The following is an 18,167-nucleotide window of genomic DNA, read 5'->3' as shown; positions in this document are numbered from 1 at the left end:
ATTACGCGTAGCGTTCGAGTTCCGGACGGTCGAGTTCCGTCAGGAGGTCGCCTGCGGTGTCGTCGAGGAGACTGCGGCCTTCGCCGGTGACACGGCGGCCGTCGTTCTCACTGGTCTCGACGTAGCCGGCGTCTTCGAGCTGCTGGAGCGCCGTTCGGATGATGTTGCCCGAGCCCTTGGTCTTCCGGTGGGGCCGGACGCGGTAGCGGGTCGTCCCCTGCTTCGAGGTGCCGTACTCGGAGCGGAGGGCGTTGACGCCGACGGGACCGTCAACAGCGACCTTCCGGAGGAGGCTGGCGGCGCGGCGCGCCCAGAAGTCCTCCTGCTCGGGTGGGAGTTCGCGGTCGACACCGGTCTTGGTGTACTCGGCCCAGTCCGGGGCTTCGATATCGTCTTCGTCTGCGAGCGTCTCCGTGAGTGCCTCGATGAGTTCCTCGGGGGGAACGTCGTAGAGTGTAGCCATTGCAGATTTCTTTCCGTCGCCGTCATTTAAACGCGTCGTTCGCAGTCGGCGGGCGTGAACCGTTCACTCGCCCATAGGGCAGTGATGCTCTCTCCCGTCGGGAACCGTGAGTGTCACTCCTCGGACGCGGCCCGGTCGACACTGAGCGCGGCAGCGACGCCGCCGCCGATAACCGTCGGCAGCAGGTAGCTCCCGACGCGGTGGATCAGCACCGCAGAGGTGGCGAGGGCGGCCGAAATCGGGGCCGTCGAGACCAGCAGCGTCACGAGTACCGTCTCGATAGCGCCCGACCCGCCGGGAAGCGGGACGACGCTGGCGATGCTCCCGACAGGGACGACAAGCAGGACGACCTCGACCGGGACTGGTGCCCCAACGGCGTACAGCGACGTCCACAGCGACGCCGACAGGCAGACCCAGCCAAAGGCCGAGAGCCCGAAGGTCTGGAGGACTGTCCGCCGGTCCGTCGCGATGCGTTCGATGGCCGAAAAGAACCCCTCGATTCGCGTCTCGATGTTTTTGGCGGACGGCGGGGACCACCGGGGAACGACCTTCGACACCGCGGCGAGGGCGGGTGCGACACCGCGAACGACCGCCGCCTGAATGCGGTCCCGGTGTCGCCAGCCCAGGACGGCGGCGATGGGGATGCCGACCGCGAGCACCGCGACAGCACCGGCGGCAAACGCCAGGTTTCGGGTCAACTGGACCGCTCCAGCGGCGACGAACGTGAAGCCGACGATGGCATACCCGACCGACGGCAGGAAGTGGACCGTGTCGACGGTAGCAATAGCCGCCAGCCCGGTCTCGTACTCGGTGTCGGCGGCTGTCGATATCAACAGCGCGCTCACGGGCTCGCCGCCGGCCTGGCCGAAGGGCGTGACGTTGTTCGAGAACACGGCGGCGACGAACACGAGAACGGCTGTGTGTGGCGCAACCGGTGCGTCAAGCGCTCGGAGGACCGTCCACAGCGCCAGCCCCCACGAGACGAGCCAGAGCATGGCGATGCCCGCGACAGCGAGAAGCGCCCACGGGTCCGCCGTGGTGAGCGCATCCAGCGTCTCGTCGATGCCGACAAACCACACCAGCCCCCCAAGGACGGCCAGTGCTGCCGCGAACCCGACGACCGTCGCCATCCGGTTCCCATCCATGTGGATGGGATTGGCAGTCTCCGGTTTCAACCCACCGACCCTGTCCCGCCGACCGATACCCCGAGGGTTTTGCCCCGGGACACCGACGACCGGGTATGGACGAGCGGGCTGCACTCGCCGACCTCGCCGACCGACTTCCCGACGCGGGCGACGACTGCGCCGTCGTGGACGGCCAGGTCATCACGACGGATATGCTCCACGAGCGGACGGACTTCCCGACGGGGACGACCCGCTACACGGCGGGCTGGCGGGCCGTCGCCGCCTCGCTGTCGGATGTGGCCGCGATGGGGGCCGACGCGACAGCCGCGGTGGCCGCGTACGGCGCGCCGTCGTTCGAACCGGACGAACTCGCGGCGTTCGTCGACGGCGCACAGGACGTGTGTCACGCGGTCGGCGCGGAGTACGTCGGCGGTGACCTGGACAGCCACGACGAGTTCACCGTCGCGACGACGGCCATCGGGGCGGCCGCGGACCCGATCCGGCGCTCGGGCGCGTCGCCCGGCGACGCGGTCTGTGTCACCGGAACGCTGGGCCGGTCAGCCGCCGCCCTCGAACTGTTCGACCGGGGCGACACTGGCCGGGCGAACGAGCTGTTTCAGTTCGAACCCCGCGTGCGTGCAGGCGTCGCACTCCGAGCGCACGCGACGGCGATGATGGATTCGAGCGACGGGCTGGCCCGCTCGCTGCACCAGTTAGCCGAGGCCAACGGCTGTGGCTTTGCTGTCGAAGAGCCGCTCCCGATAGACGCGCAAGTCGACGCGCTCGCGGAGACTGAGCAGGAGCGGAGAGAGCTGGGCGTGTTCTTCGGCGAGGACTTCGAACTGGTCTGTACGCTGCCCGAGGCGGATGTTCCCGAGGCAAGACAGGCCGTGCCGTGCCCGCTCCACCGGATCGGAACGGTCACCGAACACGGCGTCACGCTCAACGGGGAGACGCTTCCGGACCGCGGGTACTCACACTGAGAACGGCCAGACCGCGACGCGAGCTAACGGTCAAATCGCACTTATCTCGAACGGAACCGGCGTGAAACAGGCCAGCCCCAGTAGGAACGTAAACAGGCCGAGCAGCGCCCGCCGTCGGTCGAGTTCCGTATCTACTGTCGGTCTGGCCGGACCAGCATACGCGAGTCCGGTGGCGAACAGGCCCCAGAACACCCACAGGCCCCAGACGCCGAAACCGACCGGCGGCGGGTCGCGGGTGAAATACAGGTAGCCGGCGAGTGCGAACAGCGCTCCGGGAACGGCGGCGGCGACCGTCTCCTGGCGCTGCCCGACGATTGACCGAACGATGTGGCCGCCGTCGAGTTGCCCAACCGGGAGCAGGTTCAGGAACGTAAAGAACATCCCGGCCCAGCCGGCGAACACGATCGGGTGGACCGATTCGCCGGGGCCGACCTCGGTCCCGAGTCCCAGCGTGTTCACCAGGGCTTCCAGCGCCTGGAACAGGAGCGGATAGTTGAACGTAATGATGACGCCGGTGTCGCTGCTTGCCACGCGTTCCGGCACCGTAATCGGGTCTATCGAGAGGCCGATGACCGTGACGATGGTCGTCGCGACGAGCCCAGCGAGCGGGCCAGCGACACCGATATCGAACAGCGCCGTCCGGTCGGGGATGCGTCCGCGAATGTTGATGACCGCCCCCATCGTTCCGAGAAACGACGGAAACGGGATGAAATACGGGAGCGTCACGTCGACACCGTGGTATCGGGCCGCGGCGTAGTGGCCCAGTTCGTGGATACCGAGCACGCCGAGCATCGCGACCACGAACGGCCAGGCCTCGAAAATCCGAAGCGGGTCCTCCGCGACCGGGATGTAGTACCAGGCGCTCGCGCCGACGTAGAGGGTCGACGCGATAGTCGCGAACAGGAGCCCGATGTTGAGCCACGGGATACCGCCAGTGTCCGTGTCGGCGGGCTCCGCGATCAGTGCGTACTGGTTCGGGCGCGCGTTCAACGCACCACCGGTGGCGGTCATCGAGTCATCGACCGCCGGACTGCCGACGACAGTAGTACCACCGTTGCTCGTAGTGGCTGCTGTATCGCCGGATTCCGGGCCGAGTTCTTCGAGCCGAACGTCGTAGCCCCGCTGTCGAAACAGCGGTCTGAGTTGCTCGACAGCGGCGGCTGGTGGCACTATCGGGTCGCCGAGATACTGGACAGATCCATCCGTCCGCCGCATTGACGAGACGGAGAACACGCCGGCCAGTCGGTCAGGCGACGGCGGGTCCGCGGAGCCACTCATCAACTGCTCGTAAACGATGCGGGCACAAATACTCCGCGAACGATCACACAGCTATAGTAGCCGTTGAAAATCAATGCACACCTGATCGCACGATGGCAGTGCGATCAGTGTATAAATCGTTTCAATTGTTACTATAGCAGGTACTATCGTCCGAGAACTGTACGCGGGGACCGGTCGTCTACGCTGGCTCGATACGCCAGGTGGTCGCGCTCGTGTACGACCACTTCTCGACGTTGATCTCGGACGCGCTGTCCTTGAGCTTGACCATCAGGGCACCGATCTCTTTCGGGGAGAGACCGACTTCATCAGCGATGAACTTGCTCTTGAAATACATCTCGCCGTCACTTGCCTTCTCTGCGAGGAACGACTTCAGTCGCTCTTCTTTGGAGGGCTCTTCCTCGCCGGAGGGCGTTGCGGTAGCGCTCATCTTTGTCACCTCACTTCTTCGTAACCCCGCCGGGAGTATATAAAGGAAGGAACCTTCAGGTCACTTCGGTCACTTTCAGGACAAATCGAGCTAAAACGCATTTTTTACAACCGGTTCAGATTCTTTTAGACATTTCACAAAGCCTTCTTAGACCGTAAATCGATGCAAGTTTCGTGGTGTTTTGAGCGGTCTGTGAAAGAGAGATATCACCATCTGTAGCGCCAACAAGCGGCGCATTTCACCGTTAGTTTTCCAGAAGCGTCAGACACGCGTCAGCACGTCGGGCACGCGTCAGACGGACATTCTCGCGGGGACGCGACCGACAGCGATCGCAGTGGGTACCAGAAAGGGCCGACTAGAGAGACAGCAGTCAGTGGCCTTGACAACCCTTAAGAGTGCATCGCGGTTACGGCGGGCTAATGAAAGTCGTCGTCTCCATTGGCGGAAGCGTACTGGCCCCGGACCTCGACGCGGAACGGGTCGCCGACTACGCCGGCGCCATCCAATCGCTCGATGCACAGGGACACACGCTCGGGACCGTCGTCGGCGGCGGACCGACCGCACGCGATTACATCGGCACCGCCCGCGACCTCGGCGCAAACGAAATCGAGCTCGACCAGCTCGGTATCGCCGTCACGCGGCTGAACGGCCGGCTACTGATCGCCGCCCTGGACGACCGCGCCGCGCCGACACCCGCCGAGAGCTACGACGAGGGCCGGGAAGCCATCCGTCGCGGGGACATCCCTGTCCTCGGGGGCATCGTCGCCGCACAGACCACCGACGCCGTGGCGGCCGCCTTCGCGGAGTACGTGGGCGCGGACCTGCTCGTGTACGCGACGTCTGTCCCGGGCGTCTACGACGCCGACCCGAACGAAGACGACGACGCGACGCGGTTCGACGAACTCGGCGCGAGCGAACTCGTCGACGTGATCGCCGACATCGAGATGAACGCTGGCAGCAGCGCACCCGTCGACCTGCTGGCCGCGAAAATCATCCAGCGGTCCGGCATCCGGACGATAGTGCTCGACGGTACCGACCCCGAACACGTCGTGCGCGCGGTCGAAGATGGTGAGTTCGACGGGTCCGAGATTCTCCCGGAGGCATAGATGGCGGAAGACCCCTACGAGGTCGGCCGCGGCGGCGGCCGGGCGTTCTGGGCCGACTCCGTCGCCGACGCTATCGAAGCGCGCGACCCCGACGACCCAATCGTCATCAAGGGCGGCGTCTCCCCGTCGGGTGTTCCTCACATCGGCCACTTCAACGAGATCATGCGGGGCTACTACGTCGCCGAGGCCCTGCGGAACCGCGGCCACGAAGTCAGACAGGTGTTCACCGCAGACGACAAAGACCGGCTTCGGGCGGTGCCCCGCCAGCTGGCCGACCTCGACTGGAACGTCGTCGGCCTCGGCGAGGTCGACGCCGGCGCGCTCGGGCGGAACCTCGGGAAACCGTACACCGACATCCCGGACCCCTTCGGCTGCTGTGACTCCTACGGCGCCCACTTCACAACGCTCCTGCGAAAAAGCGCCGAGCTGGTCGGGGTGGACGTGGAGTTCGTCTCGAACACCGAGCTGTACGCCGACGGCGAGTTCGAACCCGTGACCCGCCGCGTGCTCGAACGCGCCGACCGGGCCCGCGACGTGCTCGCCGAATACCAGAACAAGGTCGGCGACGACTACGTCCCGTTCCTGCCCCAGTGCGAGGAGTGCGGCAAGCTCACCGAGGGCGTCACCGATGTCGACCTCGACGCCGGCGAAGTCGAATACGTCTGTGAGGACGTCGAAGCCGGCGACCAGACCATCGAGGGCTGTGGTCACGAGGGAACGGCGACGCTCCGGGATGGGAAGCTCCCGTGGCGGTTCGAGTGGCCCGCCCAGTGGGAGATTCTGGGCGTCGACTTCGAGCCCTTCGGCAAGGACCACGCCGAGGGCTCCTGGCCCTCCGGCGAAGACGTCGCCGAGAACGTGCTTGACATCCAGCCACCGGTCCCGATGGTGTACGAGTGGTTTACGCTCGACGGCGAACCGCTCTCCTCGTCCTCGGGCAACGTCATCACCGTCGACGAGGTGCTGGATATCCTCGAACCCGAGGTGTTCAAATACTTCTTCGTGAAGGACCCGCGGAAGCAGCGGGACTTCTCCGTCGAGAACGTCGACCAGCTCGTCGACGAGTTCGACCGGTTCGAGCGACGGTACTTCGGAGAGGCCGAGGCCAGCGAGGACGACGCGGAACTCGCCGAGCGAGCCTATCCGATGGTCGTGGACGAACCGCGTGAACAGCGGGTTCGAATCCCCTACACGTTCGCCGCCGTCCTCGGGATGACCGACGACCCGGAACAGCGGGAGCAGATCGCCCGGAAAGAGGGCCACATCCCGGACGATGCGCCGGAGTGGGCCGTCGAACAAGCGCTCGCCCGCGTCGAGCGCGCCCAGGAGTGGGCCAGCCTGACGAACAACGAATTCAACTACGAACTCAAGCGCGCCGAGATGCCCGACGTGTCATTCGACGACGAGACGGCGGCCGCGCTGGACGAGCTGGCCGATTTCATCGCCAAGGGCCACGATGGCGAGGCGATTCAATCCGAGATCTACGAGACAGCGAAGCGAAACGACATCGATATCGGCGAGTTCTTTTCAGCCGGCTACCAGCTCCTGTTCGACGACACCGAAGGCCCGCAGCTCGGGACGTTCATCGCGAAACTGGACCAGGAGTTCGTTGTGGAACGGTTCCGCCGGAACGAGTAGTCCCGGGGTAGGCGGGTCCTACCCACCCGTAACAGGCTATTGAAACGGCGACTTCAGGGCGACTGTTCCTGCGTGTCGACCCGTTCGAACATCGGTCCGAGACGCTCGTCGTAGCAGTCCTGACAGACGTACGCGTCGATGACGCCCGTCTCGCTGTGCGTGTGAATCATCGCGTGGACGGTAGCATCGAAGGGGACCGTCTCACCACAGATACCGCAGGTTTCTGGCATTGTCCGGCACCGTCTTGCGATACGTTCCCACGATACATAGAACGGGTGGTTCGTCCATCCGCTCAGGTCGAACGGGGCGTCACTAGCACGGGGACATCGACAGTTCGGAGCAGTTGCGACGTGACGCTACCGAGCAGCTGGCGCTTCAGGTTCGAGCGTCCGTGTGACGCCATCACGACGAGGTCGATGTCCCGATCGGAGACGTACTCGCAGATGCCAGCGGCGACGCCATCGAGCGAGTCCGACCGTTCCACGGCGGTTTCTACCGACACGTCCGAAGCCGCCGTTTCGAGGTCGTCGGCGGTTGCTGCGACGGCGTCATGCCCGTCCGCTTCCAGTCGTTCGATGAACGCCTCGTTCAGTCCGCCAGCGTTGAACGCTCCGCCGGCGGCCTGGATATCGACGACGTTGAGGACGTGTACTGTCGCGTCGTACCGGTCTGCTACCGCCGCGCCGTGTCGCGTCGCCGTGTTTGCGTTCTCGCTCCCGTCAGTTGTGACGAGGACTCGTGAGTAGTCGAATTCGCGCCTTTCCGCCTGTTTCTCCCCCGAAACGACGAGCACGGGCACCGCAGTTCGATGCAGGAGCTGTTCGGTGACGCCACCGAGGAGTCGCTTCCCGAGACCGGTCAGTCCCTGTCGACCGAGGACGATGAGTCCTGCGTCGGTTTCGCGGGCGTACTCGTCGATCTGCACGCTCGGTTTCCCCTCCAGAAGCTCCGTCGTGACGGGCTGGCCGATATCGGCGGCGAGCGACTCGATGTCAGCGAGGACGGACTCGCCGTGTTCGTGGAGGCGTCCGCTCTCGCGATCCGTTCGCGTGAGCCTGCGTGCTCGCTGGTCGACGACGTGAACCGCCTCGGCAGTCGCGTCGAAGTCCTTGGCCAGTGCGAGGCCGCGCCGTGCGGCTGCCGTGGATTCGTCGCTCCCGTCGACGGGAATGAGAACGTGGTCGTACATTGTGTGGTCGTTTGCAGCGCGGTCACTTCACCGTTGGCTGCTGGCGGTGTGTCCCAAACCAAACCCTCTTGCTTGGCTAAACCTAGTTTCGGGTAAATGGTGAGTACGCTGACGTGGGTCCTTGCGGGCCTTGTCGCTTACACCCTCCTCGCGATGGCGTTGCGGACCCGCGGCGTTGTCCCCGAGTATATTCGTTTTAGCGGCCCGATTACGACGATTCACACGCAGAAGGGCAAAGCTGTCCTCGACTGGCTTGCACGGCCAAAGCGGTTCTGGCGGGCCTGGGGGAACCTCGGCGTCGGGTTCGGACTCGTGGTGATGGTCGGCTCCTTCCTCCTCGTTGCGCTCGGGGCCTACCAGGCGCTCGTCAACCCACAGCCCTCCGCACTGAACGAGCCGCGGAACGCGCTGGCGATTCCCGGCGTCAACGACTTCCTCCCGCTGTCGGTCGCACCCGAGATCGTGCTCGGGTTGTTGCTCGGCCTCGTCGTCCACGAGGGCGGCCACGGGCTCTTCTGTCGCGTCGAGGACATCGACATCGAGTCGATGGGGCTGGCCTTGCTGGCGATCATCCCCATCGGCGCGTTCGTCGAACCCGACGAAGACGAACTCCTGCGGTCCGACCGCGGTGCGCAGGCCCGGATGTACACGGCCGGCGTGACCAACAACTTCGCGCTCGCGATCATCACGCTTCTGTTGCTGTTCGGGCCAGTCGCCGGCGCTGTCGCTGTCGTCGACGGCGTGCCGGTCGGAAGTCCGATCAACGGAACCCCCGCCGCTGATGCGGGTATCGAGTCAGGCGACGTTATTACGGCCGTCGACGGCCAGTCGGTCGAGAGCCAGCAGGAACTCGAATCGGTGCTCGCCGAAAACGACGCACAGACTGTCGAAGTGGCCCGTAAGGATTCCGAAACAGTCACCGTCGAGCGGTCCGTCGTCGTCTCGGCGGCCCTCCAGAGCGCGCCGCTTGGAACCGGTGAGACGATTGTCTCGGTCAACGGGACTGCCGTGGCTACCAGCAGTGAGTTCGAACAGGCGGCTCGAAACAATCCCGTTGCAACAGTCGAAACCGAGTCCGGGGAGACGGTCACGACCCCGCTCGGCGCATACGTCCTGGTCGCCGAGGACGGCCCGCTCGCCGGGGAAGGGGCACCGAGCGGCGAAGGCATGATAATCACCGAGGTCAACGGGGAGCGAACACACAGCGGGGCAGCGCTAATGCAGGCCCTCGAGGGCGGCGAACCCGGTGACCGGGTGTCGGTCACCGGCTACGTCGACGGTGCACGCGAGACCTACGAGGTGACGATGGCCGAGAGTGAGCAGGTCGACAACGGTATCATCGGCGTCAGCATCCAGCAGGGTATCAGCGGCATCCAGGTCAGTGACTTCGGCATCGACGCCTATCCCGCCGCCGCGTTCCTGGAATTCCTCGGCGGATCGCCTGACACCCCCACGTCAGTCTCCGAGTTCTCGTTCGCCCAGCGGATTTTCAGCACGCTCTTGCTCCCCTTTATCGGCGTCGCCGGCGGCTTCGGCTACAACTTCGCCGGCTTCACCGGCATCGCGACGAACTTCTACACCGTCCAGGGACCGCTCGGGGCGCTCGGAACGACGCCGGTGTTCCTGCTCGCGAACGTCCTGTTCTGGACTGGCTGGATCAATCTCGTCATCGGCCAGTTCAACCTCATCCCGACGTTCCCGCTCGACGGCGGCCACATCCTGCGGGCATCGACCGAGTCGTTCGTCTCGCGGCTCCCCGTCTCGGACGGGCGGCGGGTGACGACGGCCGTCTCCATCGCGATCACGGTGTCGATGATCGGCGGCCTCCTGTTGATGGTGTTCGGCCCGCGGCTCCTGACCTGAGACAGACAGGAATCGGTCTAACGTGGCTGGGGTTTCGTTACCCATTTACTCCCCGCCGCGAAAGCCCGGCGTATGTTCCTGCAGTTCCGTGCGGAGGTCGAGGACGCCCTCGCCGACGCACTCACAGCCCTCGACCTGCCGGCCGAGGACCTCGGTATCGAGGAGCCACCGGAGGACGTCGACGCCGTGCTGGCGTCGAGCGTCGCCTTCCGGCTGGCCGGCGAGGTCGGTACTGCGCCACCGAACGTCGCCGGCGACATCGCCGAGGCGATTGACACGGACGACCTCACCTACGTCAGTGCTGTGACGACACAAGGGCCGTACGTCAATTTCCTCCCGAGCGAGGCGTACTTCGCCGAGACCCTGCAGTCAGTCACGGAGAGCGAGTTCGGGCGGCTTCCCGACCGCGACACCAGCGTCGTCGTCGAGCACACCTCCGCGAATCCGACTGGCCCGGTCCACGTCGGGCGAGCACGAAACCCTATCATCGGTGACGCCGTCGCCCGCGTGCTCGATTACGCTGGCTACGACGTCGACCGCCACTACTACGTCAACGACGCCGGCCGCCAAATTGCCGTGTTCACCTGGGCCTACGAGACGTTCGACGAGTCCGACCTGCCCGAGCCCGAGCGAGAGTCCCCGGAGTACGAGATGGTTCGGTACTACCGCAAGGGCAATACTGTCCTCGAAGAGGGCGACCCCGACGAAGTCGAGGCAGCGGAGGCCGAGGTCCAGTCGATTTTGCAGGGCCTCGAAGACGGCGACGAAGAGACGTACGAACGCGTCGCCGAGGTCGTCGACACTGTGCTGGGCGGAATGCAGAACACGCTCGGTCGCCTCCCTGCGGAGTTTGACGAGTTCGTCAAGGAGACGAAGTTCATGCGCAACGGCGACACGGACGACCTGGTCGACCGCCTGAAGGACCTCGACTGCGCCGTCTACGAGGAGGACGCCTGGCAGCTCGACCTGCCCGACTTCGAAAAGAACCTCGTGTTCCTGCGTTCCGACGGCACATCGTTGTACACCACCCGCGACCTGGCCCACCACGAGTGGAAGTTCGATACCTACGACCGCGCCGTCACGGTGCTGGGTGAGGACCACAAGCTCCAGGCCGACCAGCTCTCGGCGGCCCTGGAACTGCTGGACAACGACACCGACCAGCTCCGGCAGGTGTTTTACTCCTGGGTGAACCTTCCCGAAGGCGGGATGAGCACGCGGGAGGGGACCGGCATCGACCTCGACGACCTGCTCGATGAAGCTATTGACCGCGCGCGCGAAGAGGTTGAGTCCCGACTGGACGACCGGACCCGCGGCGACCTCGACGCGGACGATATCGACCGTATCGCTCGTCAGGTCGGCATCGGCGCGGTGCGCTACGACATCGTCTCGAAACAGCCGACGAAGGGCATCACCTTCGAGTGGGACCGCGCGCTGGACTTCGAGGCCCAGTCCGCGCCGTACGTCCAGTACGTCCACGCGCGCTGCTGTGGCATCCTCGGCGACGTGGAGGCTGACATCCCAGCCGAACCCGACCTCGACCCGCTGTCGGAACCGGAAGAGCGGGACCTGCTCCGCGAACTGGCCCGGTTCCCCGCCGTCATCGAGGCGGCCGCGGACGACCTGACGCCGCACACCGTCGCCACCTACACCCGCGACCTCGCCGAAACGTTCAACGCCTTCTACCGGGAGTGTCCGGTTCTCGACGCCGACGACGAGACCCGCGCCGCACGGCTGGCCCTCGTCGACGGGACCCGGACCACGATTGCGAACGCCCTCGACGCGCTGGGCGTCGAAGCGCCGACCTCGATGTAGGAGCGGTCTGCGTCGGGAATCCGATGTGACAGGCGCGATTGCCGCGAAAAGTCCGTCGAGCCGGCCTAATTCTGCAGGAACGCGTCGACTTCCGCCGCGATTAGTGCAGGTGCCTCGGCGGGGCCGCTGTGGCTGACCCCATCGAACTCGACGAATCGGCTGTGTGGGAGTGCGTCGTGAACGGCCCGGGCACTCTGCCGGAGGAAGTCCGGCCCGCCGGTGCCAGACAGAACGAGAGTCGGTGTGTCGACATCCAGACGGTCGGGGAGCCGGTACTGCTCGACGGACCGGTTCATCCGAACGACCTCCTCAGCGAGGGCCACGCAGTCGGGCCAGACAGGCCACTCCGCAAGCCAGGCGTCGAGGTCCTCGATACCGTCTGGGTGAAGGACCTGTTCGATGTAGCGTTTCACCGCTTCCTCTCGCTTTCCATCCTGTACGAGCGATGCCATTCGGTCAGCGAGGTCAGCGTCGGCCCGGTACTCGGCGGGAAGTACCGCCGGTTCGTACGCGATAACTGCCTCGACCGACGTACCCGCCGCGGCCTCGATAGCGGTGAGTGCGCCGTACGAGTGGCCGAACAGGATTGGGTCGCCGTCGACAGCGTCGGCAAGCGCCCGGACATATCGGACCTCACGATCCAGCACCTCGTCGGCGTTTGTTTCCGCCGGGGAGTCGAGACAGGTCCCGAACCCCGGACGCTGGGGGACGACAGCACCGTAGCCCTCGAACTCTGGGATAACCGGTCCCCAGTACTCCGTGGGGGCCATCCCGCCGTGCAGGAGGAGGAGTGGCTGGCCGTCGCCGTAGCGCTCGAACTCGACTCCGATCTCATCTGCGGATTGTGTCGGCTGCATACAACATACGGTCGAACGCAGTCGGGCTAAGCCGTTCTCTCAGTGATTGGGCCGTTTAAGTAGGGGTGTCAAGAGCAGGACCGACAGCCACGCCGATGCTCTGTTTCGACAGGCGCTTCAGCACTGGCAGCGAGCGATGCCGTATGGGGCTTATCGCAGAATTTCAGATCGATTGCGACTCATTGCCGCTCGTGTCGGTCGCGGCTGCGGTACCCGAAGCGACGATCACCCTCTCACTGCAGTACAACCACGGTCGTCGCCCGCTGTTTATTGGGACCGTGACGGGTGGCTCCGAGCAGGCCATCGAGCGGGCGTTCACTGATGCCTACGACGTTCAGGAGTGGACGCGGATCGGGACGGCCGGCGACACCCGTCGGTATCAGGCAGTGCCGGCACTGAGCTTCGAGGAGCAACTCGGTGGCCAAATCGACGACTTGGACGGACTCGAAGCACTCGCCACGGCAGACGCCATCATCGAACGGATAACCGTGACCGCAGACGGGTGGGAGCAACTGGGATGGTTCGCCGACCGAGCGGCGTTCACCGAGTTCGCCTCGTTCTGGCAGCGAAACGCGGACTTCGGACTTGAGCGGCTGACCCGAGATGCGGAGCCGAAGTCGCCCGGCAACGGGCTCACTGACCGACAACTGGAAGCGCTACGGACGGCGTACGAGATGGGGTATTTCGAGATTCCGCGGCGCACGTCGCTGGACGCCGTGGCCCAGGAACTGGACATCTCTGCGTCGTCGCTCTCGGAGCGACTGCGCCGGGCACAGACTCAACTCATTCAGGAAACGGTCGCGACGCTGTGGCCGCCGCTTCCGGAATGAGTCAGAGACAGCGAGATGCGGTCGGAGCGGCGGGCTGAGACCGGACCGGCTGGCGGGTACAGAGCCGTCAGTTGAAGAGGCCGAACACACCGCCGGAGTCCTCGTCGTCGTCGACATCGGAGTGATCCTCAGTGTCGTCGAGGAACCACTCGTCGTCGAGTATCGTCTCGATATCCGTTTCGGGGCTCTCGCCGCGGAAGAACACACCCTCCAGCGCCTCGGTCAGCCGCTGATAGGCGTCGGCAGCCGTGCTCTCGGGGGCGTTGAGCACGAGCGGTTCCTCTGTCGTCGCCTGCGGGTCGTCCGGAATGACCGCAAGCAGCGGGAACTCCATCTGCTCGGCGATGGCCGCGACGTCAGTGTGTCGGGTCGCGCGGTTGATGATCGAACCGAGAACGGTCCCGTCGATTCGGTTCGCTAGCTGGGCCGTTTTGACCGTATCGCCCACCGCAACGTCGTCGGGGGTCGTGACGAGGACGATTCCGTCGGCCAGCCCAAGCGGCACGGCGACTTCGTGGCTCAGTCCAGCCCCGGTATCGATCAACACCACGTCGTAGGCATTTCGGAGCGTCTTGATGACTTTCCTGAGCTTTGCGGGATCAGCGTCCGCGAACGCCTCCAGCGACTGTTCACCCGGAATCACCGTGAGTCCACCCGGCGCATCAGTCAAAGCCTCACTCACGGCAGCCTCACCGGCCAGAATCTCGTGGAGGCTCTTTTCGGGCTCTACAGAGAGCATCGAGCCGAGGTTCGCCATCCCCAGATCCGCGTCGACGACGGCGACATCGTAGCCCATCTCCTGAAGCACAGCCCCGAGATTTACCGCGGTCGTCGTCTTTCCGACGCCGCCCTTGCCGCCCGCAATCGTACACACGTACCCCGCCATAATCTGATTGCTTGGGTACAATGCAGGCAGTCATATAAATGCGACTGTCATTTGTTGGATCGGGACGGGCCAGGCGACGTTCAGAGTAGGTGGTTTCACCGCTAGTCAAATAGCTCGGTTGTCACGTCTGTCGTATCGGCCTCACGGCTTTGCCGCTCGGGCACGAGGGCCGCTCACTCCGTTCGCGCCCCTCGCTGCTCACGGGTCGCCTCCCCGCTCGCCCGTCCTGCGATTCGAGCGAAGCGAGAATCGCACTGGCTTCCTCCGCGGCTCTCTTCGGTCCCCGCTCCGGTACGAGGGCCGCTCACTCCGTTCGCGCCCCTCGCTGTCAACAGGTTCTTACGCCACCTCGGCCAACAGAGAGTAATGAGCGAGCAGCAGGAACAGGAGCAATCTGACAAGCAGAAATACGAGTTCCGAAAGGTCATAGAGGAACTCAAGGGGTACCAGGGCTCGGGAACCCAACTCGTCTCTATCTACGTGCCCGAGGACAAGCAGATCAGCGACGTCGTCGCCCACGTCACCCAGGAGCACTCCGAAGCCTCGAACATCAAGTCGAAGGACACCCGGACGGCGGTGCAGGACGCACTCACTTCAATCAAGGACCGCCTCCGGTACTACGACGTGCGACCTCCTGACAACGGGCTGGTCGTGTTCTCGGGTGCATTCGACACCGGCGGCGGTCGGACCGACATGGTAACGAAGGTACTCGAATCCCCGCCGGACCCCATCGAGTCGTTCCGTTATCACTGTGACTCGGAGTTCCTCACCGAGCCCCTGGAGCACATGCTGGCCGACAAAGGGCTGTTCGGCCTCATCGTGCTCGACCGGCGCGAGGCCAACGTTGGCTGGCTGAAGGGCAAACGGGTCGAACCCGTCAAATCCGCCTCCTCGCTGGTCCCGGGCAAACAGCGAAAAGGTGGTCAGTCCGCCCAGCGTTTCGCCCGCCTCCGTCTCGAAGCCATCGACAACTTCTATCAGGAAGTCGCCGGCATGGCCAACGACCTGTTCGTCGCCGACCGCCACGAACTGGACGGCATCCTCGTCGGCGGGCCCTCACCGACGAAAGACGAGTTCCTCGACGGCGACTACCTCCACCACGAACTGCAGGACATGGTGCTCGGGAAGTTCGACGTGGCCTACACGGACGAGTCAGGGCTGTACGATCTCGTTGACGCGGCCGACGAGGTGCTGGCCGAACACGAGATGCTCCGGGACAAGGAGCTCATGGAGGACTTCTTCAAGCAGCTCCACAACGGGGACAAGGCCACCTACGGGTTCGACCAGACGCGCCAGAACCTCAACATGGGCGCGGTCGAACAGCTGCTCATCTCCGAGGACCTCCGGAAGGACGTGGTCGCCTACACCTGCGAGAACGGCCACGACGAATACGAACTCATCAACAGCAACGCGAGCACCGACGACCACGACTGTTCCCGCTGTGGCGCCACCGTCGACGCCGAGGACGGCGAGCGCGAAGACGCCATCGACCACCTGATGGAACTGGCCGACCAGCGCGGCACCGAGACGGTGTTCATCTCGACGGACTTCGAGAAGGGCGAACAGCTGCTGACTGCTTTCGGCGGCGTCGCCGGCCTGCTGCGCTATTCGACGGGCGTCTAACGACCGTCGTTCGCACTTTCAGTTCTGTTATAACAACTGTTCCAGTTGCCGACGACGACGGCCGAGGTCGACGTGGGCCGCCTCCCCGTAACTGGCGTCGAGGCGGTCCAGTACCAGTAGCGGGTCGACGCCCTCGCGCTCGATTCGTTCCAGCAACGCAGTGATCTCCGCCCGGTGCATCGCCAGCGAATCGAGTAGCCCGACGAGCAACACCAGCGGGACCGCTGCGTCGTCGTTATCGGGGATGGAACTATCGAGACCAGTAAAGTCCGGGACAGCAGTGGGTGGCTCCGTCTCCGGTTGGAGAGCTAAACAGGACTGACAGACGCTGGCACCCGGTGCGTCTCCGGGGAGATATTGCTGGAGATCAGACGGGACTGGGAACGAAACGAGGTCGCCACCGCAGTCGGGACAGGACATACTCAAGCACGAACCTGAAAGCGCAAAAACGATACCGGTCAGGACGGACTCCCCGATCAGTCGTCAGCAGTGACCGCTTCGGGCTCTTCTTGTGCTTCCTCTTCGGCCGCGAGCGCGTCCTCTTCCTCTTCTTTCTTGGCTTTGATCTTCTTCATGCGGAAGATCTCTTCGCGCTCCTGCTCTTCGAGTTTCTGCTCGATGTACTCCTGGTTGTCGTAGAGATCGGGCAGGAGTTTGAATTCGAGGGCGTTGACACGCCGTTTCGTCGTCTCGATCTCTTCGAGCATCTTCTTCATCGCCGTCTCGACTTCGGCGGCGAGGATGATGTTCTCGAGCAGTTCCTCGTAGGCCTCGGCGGCCTCGTCGATGCGGGCCGAGGTCCCCATGACGCCGTAGCCGCGTTCGTCCAGTGACTTCCGGACCTTGCTGGACTCGATCTGCGGGACGACGACGCCCATGATGTTTTTCGACTGGGTCGTCAGTTCCGGGTGTTCTTTCAGTGCTGCGGCGGCCCCACGGACGGCCACGTCGCCTTCCATCGCCCGGGCCATGTTGATCGCGCGCTGGGCCCGTTCGTAGGAACCGTCGAGGTCTTCACGGACGTCCTGAGCCTGGTCCAGAATGTCCATGAACTCCATGATGAGGCCGTCACGCTTCTTCTCCAGCGTGTCGTGCCCACGCTCGGACAGCTCGATGCGGTCCTCGATCTGCATCAGATTCTTGCGCGTGGGTTTGACGTCCTTAGCCATTACGGGTCTTTTTTTCGACGTAGGCAGTTAACGGTTTCCAGTTATTTCGGTTCGAGCGCCGCCGCTTCCGGATCGACACCCAAAAAACGAAGTCGGCGAACGGCAGTCGTTAGTCGTCTGCAGGCGTTGCGCCGGTGCTGGTCGACTCCGCAGCACCGTCAAGCACGCCGTGGCTACGGAGCAGGATGATACCGAAGCCGACCTTGGCGACGAGGTCGATGACCATGAAGCCGGCCGTCTCGATCCCGATACCGACGAGGCCGAGTCCTTCACTGCCGACGAGCCACCAGACCGGGTAGACCAGCCACACGACCGTCACGAGGTTTCGCAGCGTCTTGAACGTGCTCCGCGTGTCGCTGGGCAGGTCTGCGACCCGACCGGACAGCGAGGCGAACAGGAAGTACAGCAGGACCAGCAGGAAGGCGGTGCTGATACCCCACCAGACCAGCCGTTCCGCGCCGGCCGACAGCACGCCGCTCCCTGCGCTTAGCGTCGCGACCACACCGGTACCGATCATCAGCACGTCGAGGCTGACGAGCGAGGCGATGGTGTTGCGGTCTGCCCCTGCAAGCAGTCCGAGGTCATACAGCAGTAACGGCGTCGTGAACAGCCAGTCGGTGTATCGCGCCCAGTAGATGGGGTGTTCCGACCCGCCGAACTCGATGAACGTCAGGCCGAACCCGAGTGCCATCGCGAGGTAATTCACGAACGCGATTGCCGTGATCAGTATTGTCGCGATGTAGAACTTCTGACGCCTGCTGTCGGTTTCACCCCAGCCACGCGCGATGAAGTATAGCATGCCGAGGAACATGCCCGCTGTACCTAACCACAGCCATATCGCTTCACTCCCTGGTTCTGGCATAGTGCACTCTAGTATAGGAGGTCAACGCTAAACAGTCGCGTACCCAAAATATATGGT

Annotated in this window: 18 protein-coding genes; 7 read left to right on the top strand and 11 right to left on the bottom strand. The window is 64.3% G+C overall.

Features of this window, described 5'->3' with window-relative positions; genetic code table 11:
* Position 1: 1 nt before the first annotated feature.
* Both GJ630_RS07680 and GJ630_RS07675 read right to left on the bottom strand, forming a co-directional pair.
* Positions 2 to 463, bottom strand: a complete 462-nt coding sequence (locus tag GJ630_RS07680) for a 30S ribosomal protein S19e (RefSeq protein WP_050007718.1) — start codon at positions 461 to 463, stop codon at positions 2 to 4.
* Positions 464 to 576: 113 nt separating this feature from the next.
* On the bottom strand, positions 577 to 1,608 hold the full coding sequence (locus GJ630_RS07675; RefSeq protein ID WP_064287374.1) for a lysylphosphatidylglycerol synthase transmembrane domain-containing protein: 1,032 nt from the start codon (positions 1,606 to 1,608) through the stop codon (positions 577 to 579).
* Between the two features lie 95 nt (positions 1,609 to 1,703).
* Here GJ630_RS07675 and thiL point away from each other — a divergent pair, with 95 nt between their 5' ends.
* Entirely contained in the window at positions 1,704 to 2,570 is an 867-nt protein-coding gene (thiL, locus tag GJ630_RS07670; protein WP_064287373.1) for a thiamine-phosphate kinase, read from the top strand.
* Between the two features lie 30 nt (positions 2,571 to 2,600).
* On the opposite strand, the gene GJ630_RS07665 is transcribed toward thiL, so the two are convergent.
* Positions 2,601 to 3,848 (bottom strand): site-2 protease family protein, encoded by a 1,248-nt coding sequence (locus tag GJ630_RS07665; protein ID WP_191449656.1) that lies wholly within the window; start codon positions 3,846 to 3,848, stop codon positions 2,601 to 2,603.
* A 178-nt stretch (positions 3,849 to 4,026) separates the two neighbouring features.
* A complete protein-coding gene (locus GJ630_RS07655; RefSeq protein WP_004518404.1) occupies positions 4,027 to 4,275 on the bottom strand; it encodes a hypothetical protein in 249 nt (82 codons plus the stop codon).
* A gap of 419 nt (positions 4,276 to 4,694) precedes the next feature.
* Between GJ630_RS07655 and pyrH the strand changes: the two genes are divergently transcribed.
* Entirely contained in the window at positions 4,695 to 5,381 is a 687-nt protein-coding gene (pyrH, locus tag GJ630_RS07650) for a UMP kinase (RefSeq protein ID WP_191449655.1), read from the top strand.
* Positions 5,382 to 7,019, top strand: a complete 1,638-nt coding sequence (lysS, locus tag GJ630_RS07645; RefSeq protein WP_191449654.1) for a lysine--tRNA ligase — start codon at positions 5,382 to 5,384, stop codon at positions 7,017 to 7,019.
* A 53-nt stretch (positions 7,020 to 7,072) separates the two neighbouring features.
* Here lysS and GJ630_RS19480 read toward each other — a convergent pair whose 3' ends face one another.
* Together GJ630_RS19480 and GJ630_RS07640 are read right to left on the bottom strand one after the other, a co-directional pair.
* A complete protein-coding gene (locus GJ630_RS19480; RefSeq protein ID WP_008311078.1) occupies positions 7,073 to 7,249 on the bottom strand; it encodes a hypothetical protein in 177 nt (58 codons plus the stop codon).
* Positions 7,250 to 7,311: 62 nt separating this feature from the next.
* Positions 7,312 to 8,208, bottom strand: a complete 897-nt coding sequence (locus tag GJ630_RS07640; RefSeq protein WP_050037497.1) for a universal stress protein — start codon at positions 8,206 to 8,208, stop codon at positions 7,312 to 7,314.
* Between the two features lie 96 nt (positions 8,209 to 8,304).
* Here GJ630_RS07640 and GJ630_RS07635 point away from each other — a divergent pair, with 96 nt between their 5' ends.
* Positions 8,305 to 10,071, top strand: a complete 1,767-nt coding sequence (locus tag GJ630_RS07635) for a site-2 protease family protein (RefSeq protein WP_064287371.1) — start codon at positions 8,305 to 8,307, stop codon at positions 10,069 to 10,071.
* Positions 10,072 to 10,143: 72 nt separating this feature from the next.
* Complete coding sequence (gene argS, locus GJ630_RS07630; RefSeq protein ID WP_191449653.1) at positions 10,144 to 11,883, top strand: arginine--tRNA ligase; 1,740 nt, start codon at positions 10,144 to 10,146, stop codon at positions 11,881 to 11,883.
* Between the two features lie 65 nt (positions 11,884 to 11,948).
* Here the strand turns inward: argS and GJ630_RS07625 are convergent, their stop codons facing one another.
* Complete coding sequence (locus GJ630_RS07625; RefSeq protein ID WP_191449652.1) at positions 11,949 to 12,740, bottom strand: alpha/beta fold hydrolase; 792 nt, start codon at positions 12,738 to 12,740, stop codon at positions 11,949 to 11,951.
* A 143-nt stretch (positions 12,741 to 12,883) separates the two neighbouring features.
* On the opposite strand from GJ630_RS07625, the gene GJ630_RS07620 reads away from it, so the two are divergent.
* A complete protein-coding gene (locus GJ630_RS07620) occupies positions 12,884 to 13,570 on the top strand; it encodes a helix-turn-helix domain-containing protein (RefSeq protein ID WP_050037494.1) in 687 nt (228 codons plus the stop codon).
* A 67-nt stretch (positions 13,571 to 13,637) separates the two neighbouring features.
* Here the strand turns inward: GJ630_RS07620 and GJ630_RS07615 are convergent, their stop codons facing one another.
* Entirely contained in the window at positions 13,638 to 14,456 is an 819-nt protein-coding gene (locus GJ630_RS07615) for a cell division ATPase MinD (protein WP_008311088.1), read from the bottom strand.
* Between the two features lie 366 nt (positions 14,457 to 14,822).
* Here GJ630_RS07615 and prf1 point away from each other — a divergent pair, with 366 nt between their 5' ends.
* Complete coding sequence (prf1, locus tag GJ630_RS07610) at positions 14,823 to 16,079, top strand: peptide chain release factor aRF-1 (RefSeq protein WP_191449651.1); 1,257 nt, start codon at positions 14,823 to 14,825, stop codon at positions 16,077 to 16,079.
* Positions 16,080 to 16,106: 27 nt separating this feature from the next.
* On the opposite strand, the gene GJ630_RS07605 is transcribed toward prf1, so the two are convergent.
* The 3 genes from GJ630_RS07605 to GJ630_RS07595 form a co-directional block, all read right to left on the bottom strand.
* A complete protein-coding gene (locus tag GJ630_RS07605; RefSeq protein ID WP_129755964.1) occupies positions 16,107 to 16,499 on the bottom strand; it encodes a DUF6276 family protein in 393 nt (130 codons plus the stop codon).
* A 56-nt stretch (positions 16,500 to 16,555) separates the two neighbouring features.
* Entirely contained in the window at positions 16,556 to 17,248 is a 693-nt protein-coding gene (locus tag GJ630_RS07600; RefSeq protein WP_004593983.1) for a V-type ATP synthase subunit D, read from the bottom strand.
* A gap of 109 nt (positions 17,249 to 17,357) precedes the next feature.
* The gene (locus tag GJ630_RS07595; protein ID WP_023843114.1) at positions 17,358 to 18,110 is read right to left on the bottom strand and encodes a bacteriorhodopsin; all 753 of its coding nucleotides are present in this window, start codon (positions 18,108 to 18,110) and stop codon (positions 17,358 to 17,360) included.
* Between the last annotated feature and the right edge of the window lie 57 nt (positions 18,111 to 18,167).

It is taken from the genome of Haloarcula sp. CBA1122, from assembly GCF_009741785.1.
GTDB lineage: Archaea > Halobacteriota > Halobacteria > Halobacteriales > Haloarculaceae > Haloarcula > Haloarcula hispanica.
Note: the sequence above shows the minus strand (reverse complement) of the source record. Positions and strands in the feature narration are given on the sequence as shown.